Annotated in this window: 4 protein-coding genes and 1 pseudogene; 3 read left to right on the top strand and 2 right to left on the bottom strand. The window is 39.4% G+C overall.

The window, feature by feature from the left end:
* The first annotated feature begins 282 nt into the window (after positions 1 to 282).
* From acs to actP, 3 genes are all read left to right on the top strand, one after another.
* A complete protein-coding gene (gene acs / locus ACHB7C_RS19175; protein ID WP_042848644.1) occupies positions 283 to 2,238 on the top strand; it encodes an acetate--CoA ligase in 1,956 nt (651 codons plus the stop codon).
* A gap of 196 nt (positions 2,239 to 2,434) precedes the next feature.
* On the top strand, positions 2,435 to 2,746 hold the full coding sequence (locus ACHB7C_RS19180) for a DUF485 domain-containing protein (RefSeq protein ID WP_004906633.1): 312 nt from the start codon (positions 2,435 to 2,437) through the stop codon (positions 2,744 to 2,746).
* The gene (gene actP, locus ACHB7C_RS19185) at positions 2,743 to 4,392 is read left to right on the top strand and encodes a cation/acetate symporter ActP (protein ID WP_048605606.1); all 1,650 of its coding nucleotides are present in this window, start codon (positions 2,743 to 2,745) and stop codon (positions 4,390 to 4,392) included. Before ACHB7C_RS19180 ends, actP begins: the two co-directional genes overlap by 4 nt.
* A gap of 169 nt (positions 4,393 to 4,561) precedes the next feature.
* On the opposite strand, the pseudogene ACHB7C_RS19190 reads toward actP, so the two are convergent.
* Positions 4,562 to 5,099, bottom strand: a pseudogene (locus ACHB7C_RS19190) (IS4 family transposase); the annotation flags it as partial.
* Positions 5,100 to 5,314: 215 nt separating this feature from the next.
* Positions 5,315 to 5,743 carry a hypothetical protein gene (locus ACHB7C_RS19195; RefSeq protein ID WP_349483987.1) on the bottom strand — a complete coding sequence of 143 codons (429 nt, stop codon included), beginning with the start codon at positions 5,741 to 5,743 and terminating at the stop codon, positions 5,315 to 5,317.
* Between the last annotated feature and the right edge of the window lie 2,115 nt (positions 5,744 to 7,858).

Raw genomic sequence — 7,858 nt, forward strand, 5'->3', positions numbered from 1 at the left:
TATCAAATCCATAAAAAAAATGTGGGTTTTCTCATTCGCTACAAGAACTCCCTTATACAGTAACTAATACCAATATCACCGCCTTTTATTTTTCTTTAATTCTAACATTTGCTATATTTTAAGGTTAATACACTAATTTAATATTTAGCATCAAATGATAATTCTGCAAATCCCATTACAATTAATACGTGATCTTCCGCGCAAAAGAAAAACAAATTTATATTTCGTGCTTTAGTTAACCATTTTTTGACATAGTATTAACATCTGCAAGGAGATAATAATATGACTCAAATAACTAAACATCCCGTTCCTGCTGAAATTGCAAAAAATGCCCTGATAAACGAACAACAGTATAACGATGAGTACCAACGCTCGATTCAAGACCCTGAAGGATTTTGGGGCGAAAAAGGAAAAATCGTTGATTGGATTAAACCGTACACCCGTGTCAAGAACACGTCTTTTGACCCCGGACATATCGATATCCGTTGGTTTGAAGATGGCACTTTAAATTTAAGTGCAAACTGTTTGGATCGTCATCTGGCTGAAAAAGGCGACCAAGTAGCTATTATTTGGGAAGGCGATGACCCATCATCGTCAAAAAATGTCACTTACCGTGAATTGCATCAAGATGTTTGTCAGTTTGCAAATGTGTTAAAGCAACAAGGTATCCGCAAAGGCGATGTCGTTGCTATCTATATGCCAATGGTTGTAGAAGCCGCTGTAGCCATGCTAGCTTGTGCTCGTATTGGCGCCATCCATACAGTCATTTTTGCGGGTTTCTCTCCTGAGGCAGTCTCTGGTCGTGTCATTGACTGTAAAGCCAAGCTTATCATCACTGCTGATGAAGGCCTACGCGCAGGCCGTGCAATCCCCCTGAAAAAAAATGTGGATGATGCACTAGCCAACCCACATGTAACCACCGTATCCAATGTGATCGTCTATCAGCGTACTGGTAATCCACCGAGTTGGGTTGAAGGACGTGACTTATGGTGGCATGACGTGGTTAAAGGTGTCAGTACAGACTGTCCTCCTGAAGAAATCAGTGCTGAAGACCCCCTATTCATTCTGTATACCTCTGGTTCTACAGGTAAACCTAAAGGTGTCCTCCATACCACTGGGGGCTATTTAGTTTATGCAACGCTCACGTTTAAATACACTTTCGACTATCACCCAGGTGAAGTCTATTGGTGTACTGCTGATGTGGGTTGGGTTACCGGCCATAGTTACTTGTTATATGGGCCATTATCCAATGGGGCAAAAACCTTAATGTTTGAAGGTGTGCCTAACTATCCATCAGTAAACAGAATGAGTCAGGTTGTTGATAAACACCAAGTCAATATCCTCTACACTGCACCAACTGCAATCCGTGCGTTAATGGCTGAAGGCGATAAAGCCATTGAAGGCACTGATCGTAGTTCTCTGCGCATCTTAGGTTCTGTGGGGGAACCCATTAATCCTGAAGCATGGGAATGGTTCTACAAAAAAATTGGTAATAGCCGCTGCCCTGTGGTTGATACATGGTGGCAGACAGAAACTGGTGGCTTCATGATCACACCACTTCCCGGTGCAACAACATTGAAACCCGGTTCCGCAACTTTACCTTTCTTTGGTGTTCGACCTGCATTAGTTGATAACCTTGGTGAGCCTATCGAAGGGGCTACAGAAGGTAATTTAGTGATTGTCGATTCATGGCCGGGGCAAGCCCGTACTTTATTTGGCGATCACGAGCGTTTCGAGCAAACTTATTTCTCAACCTTTAAAGGTATGTACTTTAGTGGAGATGGTGCTCGCCGTGATGAAGATGGCTATTATTGGATCACAGGTCGTGTTGACGATGTATTGAATATCTCAGGTCACCGTTTAGGTACCGCAGAGATAGAATCAGCCCTCGTTGCACATCCAAAAGTGGCTGAAGCCGCAGTAGTTGGTATTCCTCACAATATTAAAGGCCAAGCAATTTATGCTTATGTCACATTAATATCAGGGGTTGAGCCATCTCCAGAGCTATACACAGAAGTTCGCAATTGGGTTCGTAAAGAAATTGGTCCAATTGCAACACCGGATGTTCTTCACTGGACGGATTCATTACCAAAAACCCGTTCCGGTAAAATCATGCGTCGTATCCTACGAAAAATTGCATCAGGAGATACCAGTAACTTTGGAGATACCTCCACTCTGGCAGATCCAGGTGTTGTCGAAAAACTACTCGAAGAAAAACAGTCTATGAGTATGTCATAACGCCAAAAGGGCCGCCTTTACCGGGTGGCCTTACATACATCCCAATAAGACGATTTACTCTAAATAATTTGAGGTGCAACTAGAAGGCAAGTGAATGAGTCACTAAGAGCATATATAGATATGTGACTAGTACGAGTGAACACCGCCAACGACACTGCAACTTGAAGTATGACGAGTATAACAGAGGAGAACTCTGATGAATGCTACTGCTTACGAAAAGGTAGAGGATAACCCTCGCTTCAAGGAATTGGTCAGGAAACGTAGTCGCTTTTCATGGTTGTTATCGATAATAACGCTCGTGTTGTATGTAGGTTTTATTTTTCTTATCGCTTTTGATCCAAGCTGGTTAGGTACACCTATCTCTGAAGGCTCTTACATCACAAGGGGGATCCCTGTCGGTGTAGGGCTAATCGTCATTTCATTTGTATTAACTGGGCTATATGTTATTCGTGCCAACGGTGAATATGACCGTTTAACGGCAGAAATCTTAAAAGAGGTAGAAAAATGAAAATATTGCTCTCACTCATTCTCTTTTTTACCTCATCAATCGTGTTTGCAGACGCATTGACAGGGGATGTGGAACGTCAGCCTATCAATATTCAAGCAATTATCATGTTCTTACTTTTTGTTGGCTTCACGTTATATATCACCTACTGGGCATCAAAAAGAACACGTTCTCGCTCCGATTACTATACTGCCGGTGGGAAAATTACAGGGTTCCAAAATGGGATGGCAATTGCAGGGGACTTTATGTCTGCAGCTTCTTTCTTGGGGATCTCCGCTCTTGTTTATACTTCTGGCTATGATGGCTTAATTTACTCGATTGGCTTTTTAATTGGCTGGCCGATCATTCTATTCTTAATTGCCGAGCGCTTACGAAATTTAGGTCGCTACACTTTTGCTGACGTAGCATCTTACCGATTAAAACAAAGACCAATTCGTATTTTGTCTGCTGTTGGCTCACTTGTCGTTGTAGCACTCTATCTCATTGCCCAGATGGTTGGGGCAGGTAAACTGATCGAATTATTATTTGGCTTAAATTATCATGTAGCCGTGGTTATCGTTGGTATTCTCATGGTGTTGTACGTATTATTTGGTGGGATGCTAGCAACTACATGGGTACAAATCATCAAAGCCATTCTCTTACTTGCTGGTGCAACATTCATGGCGGTTATGGTCATGAAACATGTAGGCTTTAATTTCAATACATTATTTAAAGAGGCTGTAGAAATCCATAAGAATGGCATTTCTATTATGAGCCCTGGAGGCCTAGTATCTGACCCGATATCCGCCTTATCGCTTGGCTTGGCATTAATGTTTGGTACCGCCGGTCTTCCTCATATTATTATGCGTTTCTTTACCGTAAGTGATGCCAAAGAAGCGCGTAAGAGTGTGTTCTATGCAACAGGATTTATCGGTTATTTCTATATACTGACTTTCATTATTGGTTTCGGCGCTATTGTGCTTGTCAGTTCAAATCCTGCATTTAAAGATGCTGCTGGGGCGCTCATTGGCGGAACTAATATGGCTGCAGTTCACCTTGCTGATGCTGTTGGGGGCAATTTCTTCCTTGGCTTTATTTCTGCGGTTGCCTTCGCCACCATCCTTGCGGTTGTTGCTGGATTGACACTCGCAGGCGCTTCTGCGGTATCTCATGACCTTTATGCGATGGCAATGAAAAATGGTAAGGCTGACGAAAAAGATGAATTACGCGTTTCAAAAATTACGGTTGTCATCTTAGGTTTTGTTGCAATTGGCCTTGGTATTTTGTTTGAAAAACAAAATATTGCTTTCATGGTCGGCTTAGCATTCTCCATCGCTGCAAGCTGTAACTTCCCTATTATTTTACTATCAATGTACTGGCGCAAACTCACGACTCGCGGTGCATTAGCAGGAGGCTGGTTAGGGCTGATTACCGCCGTTGTCTTAATGATCCTAGGTCCAACTATATGGGTCAGCATTCTTCATCATGAAAAACCAATCTATCCATATGAATACCCTGCTTTCTTCTCCATGATTGTTGCATTCGTTGCCTCATGGTTATTCTCTGTTACTGACAATTCAGAACAAGGGAAAATGGAAAGAGAACGCTTTAAAGAGCAATTTATTCGTTCACAAATTGGTTTGGGTATTGAACAAGGTAAGTCTCACTAAATCTGACTTTATTACCACAACAAACGGTTCAGTGTATCGAGCCGTTTGTTATTGTCAGACTAAAACCACGCAGTGATTGCTCCAATAAGGATACAGGCTAATAGTGTAACCCTATCAGCAATCTTTCGAGTAAAACTTATCTACCTCTTTTTCTAGACGTCAGCTTCACGATAACATTAGCTACCGTGGTGCCTAGATAAGCAGCGATATTACATAATGCTCTTTCCCATTTATCACCTTCTTTTTCTTTGTAAGGTCATTTTAAACCCTTACAACGGATACCTCAGGTCTTGCGACCATCTTTATTGTTCAATTAACCCGATATATTAAGTGTTTTAGGAGCAAACAACAAAAGGCTATGAGTAAGCAAACCTCGATGATGATTACCTTGGTTCACATACCCTAAATCTGCTTGAGTAGGACGATAATTGTAGCTTGGTAGCATCTTCTATCGCGAGAAGAAAGGAATAGCAGTGACCAGTTTTACTGTCGCACTAAAAATGGCTTCACTAATATTCTCTGCGGATATGTTAACGTTCCTATCTCCCTCCATACTGGCCAGTGAGCTAAACGATTTTACTACCGATTTACTTGGATACCGAGCCAAGTTTGAGGCCATTTATTACAAACCTGACCGGTCTTTTTGGTTCTCCAAGTTTAGTATGTGCACGTTGTTCTTTAGCCCGCTCATTATTACTTTCCATCATCTCAGGAGCCCCAATTAAATCCGTTGAAGAGTTGATCGTAAGCTAAGCATTTAGTTCAAAAAAGTTTCTCAGATAATGTGAAGGACTTATGTATAAAAGACAGCCTCATAAGGAGGTGGGTGGTTTAGGTCAGACAAAAAAAATCCTTCTTTCTGCGTAGAGAAAAGAAGGATATTAATAATATTTAAGAATATTTTTATTATCGTTATTCGGTTCTATCTTGCATAGTATTGTTTTTCTACATTAACCCAATCTTCTACAAGAGAATAAAAATCGGCAGATTTTGTTTTTCTTTCCTCTTGTAATTGTTGGAATTCTTGTTTATTTTTCGGTGTGTAACGAGAAAGCAATCGGTCTAAAACAATATGTTTATCTGCAAATTGAGAGCTAATTTTTAATGTCTTAAACAGTGCGATAGTAATAATCCCACTAATTGCCAGCATCCCAATAACAGAAGCAAAACTATAATCAATCCCAACAGCATTTCTTACGACCTTTAGCAGTAAAAATGGAACAAAGAACATCACAAGTAAGGAAAGGATCGTGGCGCCATCTTGGCCATTGTTAAATTCATTCTCTTTCTGCTTATTCACAGAAAGGATCTGATCAAAAATTTTTTGATTCGCACTTTTTGTTTTATTCATCTGATCCACCTTTGGTACACAGACATTATTAACCAGAAATACAGCGCGCTTAGTCGATTATCTTTCGTATCCGAACGCTAACTATTTCCTTTGATAATTTCATTTATAAGCAAACTTCATCTATAACGTGATAACTTGAAATGATATTAACTACTTTAAAATAGTATAAATGTAAGTAAATGAAACATCAATTTAACAATTTTTATATAAAAAAATAAACAATTGAGTTTTTTTTCATCATAAACTGGCTAAAGAAATATTAATTTTCTATATGAGTAAAATTGATTAGTTTATTTTTATCTATTGATATTTATGAGTTTATTGATGAAAAAACAGACGTTATTAATGAACTAATTAACACCATAAAAACCATTAAACCGATAGATATTTTATGGCAAAAGAAGGAAAAACAAGTAAAGTAGTTTCATTTAGTCATTATTATTTTTAATCAATTATAAATAATCTATCTCTCAATAAAGCAAGCTAGCGGCATATCAGCAGTAAAGACAAATAATTTTCCTCATTCCTGTTACTACATTAGAAATGTGAGTTGTTACTCACTACTTTGATTCCTACACTACCATTCACCACACCAATATCATTACACTTTCCGCATAAACTAGTGCCAAACGTCTCTACTCCCAGCGTAGCCCCTACCCTAGGTAATTGATTTAATTTTGTTTTTCAACATATTAAACTCACCCCGACAAGTGAGTTGTTACTCACTACTTTAAATACGACACTCCTATTCACCATACCAATATCATTACACTTTCCGCATAAACTAGTACCAAACTTCTCTACTCCCAGCTTAGCTACTACCCTAAGTAATTGATTTAATTTTGTTTTTTAGCATATTAAACTAACCCCGACAAGTGAGTTGTTACTTACTACTTTAAATCCGACATGCCCATTCAACACATCCATATCACAGTGCATTCAGAGTGAACAGATGCCCAACTTCCTCATGCCTTGCTCAGTCCTTACTCTACAGCCAAACTCACGCTAGCTTCACACTGCATTTAATCCCCCCAACTCAGTGAGTTGTTACTCACTACTTTAAATACGACACTCCTATTCACCATACCAATATCATTACACTTTCCGCATAAACTAGTACCAGACTTCTCTACTCCCAGCTTAGCTCCTCCCGTAGGTAATTGATTTAATTTTATTTTTCAGCATATTAAACTCACCCCGATAAGTGAGTTGTTACTTACTACTTTAAATCCGACATGCCCATTCAACACATCAATATCACTGTGCATTCAGAGTGAACTGATGCCCAACTTCCTCATACCTTGCTCAGTCCTTACTCTACAGCCAAACTCACGCTAGCTTCACACTGCATTTGATCCCCCCAACTCAGTGAGTTGTTACTCACTACTCTAGATCCGACACGCCTATTCACCACACCAATATCATTACACTTTCCGCATGAACTAGTGCCAAACATCTCTACCCCTCCCTAGCTGATTAATTTATTCTTATTTTTTCAGTGGATTAAACCAACCTCGATAAGTGAGCTGTTACTTACTACTTTAAATTCCACACACTTATTCAACATAACAATGTTATTGCACCGTTGAGGGAGGATTAACACCGCCTCAAATCACGGCCAAACGAAAACTTGAGGAATAAAAAATCAGGATGATGGGTTACAAAACAGAGTCCGCTCAGTTCATAAGGAATAAAGGAATAAAGGAATAAAGGAATAAAGGAATAAAGGAATAAAGGAATAAAGGAATAAAGGAATAAACAAGTTAAAACGAGATGGGCAGGAAAAGAATACCTCGGTACTGATGAGGAGTGAGCCTACTCCCCTGCTAATCAGACTGTTAATTTAAAAGCTAGACATTAGCAGTTAGCAGTTAGAAGTTAGCAGTTAGCAGTTAGCAGTTAGCAGTTAGCAGTTAGCAGTTAGCAGTTAGCAGTTAGCAGTTAGCAGTTAGCAGTTAGCAGTTAGCAGTTAGAAGTTAGCAGTTAGCAGTTAGAAGTTAGAAGTTAGAAGTTAGAAGTTAGAAGTTAGAAGTTAGAAGTTAGAAGTTAGAAGTTAGAAGTTAGAAGTTAGAAGTTAGAAGTTAGAAGTTAGAAGTTAGAAGTTAGAAGTTAGAA

Origin of the sequence: Providencia sp. 2024EL-00732, from assembly GCF_044006275.1 — a bacterium.
GTDB lineage: Bacteria > Pseudomonadota > Gammaproteobacteria > Enterobacterales > Enterobacteriaceae > Providencia > Providencia huashanensis.

What these genes read in the sequence shown, in the direction of transcription:
- acs (WP_042848644.1), top strand. Translation starts at nt 283, where the DNA reads ATGACTCAAATAACTAAACATCCCGTTCCTGCTGAAATTGCAAAAAAT.
- ACHB7C_RS19180 (WP_004906633.1), top strand. Translation starts at nt 2,435, where the DNA reads ATGAATGCTACTGCTTACGAAAAGGTAGAGGATAACCCTCGCTTCAAG.
- actP (WP_048605606.1), top strand. Translation starts at nt 2,743, where the DNA reads ATGAAAATATTGCTCTCACTCATTCTCTTTTTTACCTCATCAATCGTG.
- ACHB7C_RS19195 (WP_349483987.1), bottom strand. Translation starts at nt 5,743, where the DNA reads ATGAATAAAACAAAAAGTGCGAATCAAAAAATTTTTGATCAGATCCTT.